At 63.2% G+C, this 1,116-nt stretch carries 1 protein-coding gene; it reads right to left on the reverse strand.

Annotation, left to right across the window (positions count from 1 at the left end; genetic code table 11):
• Positions 1–287 precede the first annotated feature (287 nt).
• On the reverse strand, positions 288–1,116 hold an 829-nt coding region (locus SSPN_RS0141820; protein ID WP_010316796.1), incomplete at its 5' end, for a transposase family protein.

Consider the following 1,116-nt stretch of genomic DNA (forward strand, 5'->3'; position numbering starts at 1 on the left):
CACGGGGAACATCGAGTTTGGCAGAATACGTGACCACGTGGGGCCTTCCCTGGTCGAAGATCGTTTCTTGGTCGAACTTCTTCTACCAGGGACCCCACGTCCTACTCTCCCCAGGCCAGCCCTACCCGATCACACACCCAATCCGGCAGGCCGCCTTCAGACACCTCTTACTGAGATCACCTCATTGAAATTGCGGAGGTTGTCCACAGGCATCGGCGTGTCGGGATGCGACACGCCGACGGTCCGCAAGTTCCATTGAAATCGAAGGTAGCTGATCTCAGTAGGGGCTATGCGAGTCGGCCGTGTTCGTAATGAGTGAGTACGAGTGCGGCTTGGACGATGGGGCCGATTTTGCGGGGGCTGGTGGTGAAGTGTCGTAGGGTGCGCCAACGGCCGGTGAGCAGGGCGAATCCGCGTTCGGCCAGGGCGCGCAGGCCGCGCAGCAGTTTGTTGTAGGTCTGGTTGTCGACGTCGAGTGGGCGGCCTTTGCTGGTTTTGGGATGTTTGATCGGGGTGAACACCCCGGCTCCGGCGCCCTGGTAGCCGCCATCGGCCAGGGTGGGCAGGTCGAGCTGGGAGTAGGCCCAGTACAGGGCCCCGAGGACGTGGTCTTCGGCGGCGGTGATGTCGTGCACCGACCCCGGCTCCACGTCGGAAACCCACAGCGGGAACCCCTTCGGGTCCATCACCGCCTGAATGTTGCCCGCTTGTTCGCGGGTTTTCCCGGAGTACCACCGGTCGATCTCGGTTCCTTTGACGCTGGTGATCTTTTCGCCGAGACGGTCGGAAGAGAAGTTTTTGCCGTCGAGAAGCACATAGGCGTCGCCGTTGTCTTTCGCGCGCTGCAGGGCCTCGTGCAGATCCGGGGCCTGCGCGGCCAGCGCCTCGATGCCCTCGTCGATATACCGGTAGCCGGTGGCACGGCCAACACCGTGATCGCGGGCCAGTGTGGTGATGTCGGTGCCGTCGCGGAACCACCGCAGGACCAGCACAGCCTGCCAGAACGTGGTCAACGCCCGGCGCCCCTTGCGGGTCCCTTTCCGGCGGCGTCCACCGGCCAGCAGCTTGCTGAGGAAGACCACCAGTACACGGGGAACATCGAGTTTGGCAGAATAC

The organism is Saccharopolyspora spinosa NRRL 18395, assembly GCF_000194155.1.
Classification (GTDB): Bacteria; Actinomycetota; Actinomycetes; order Mycobacteriales; family Pseudonocardiaceae; genus Saccharopolyspora; species Saccharopolyspora spinosa.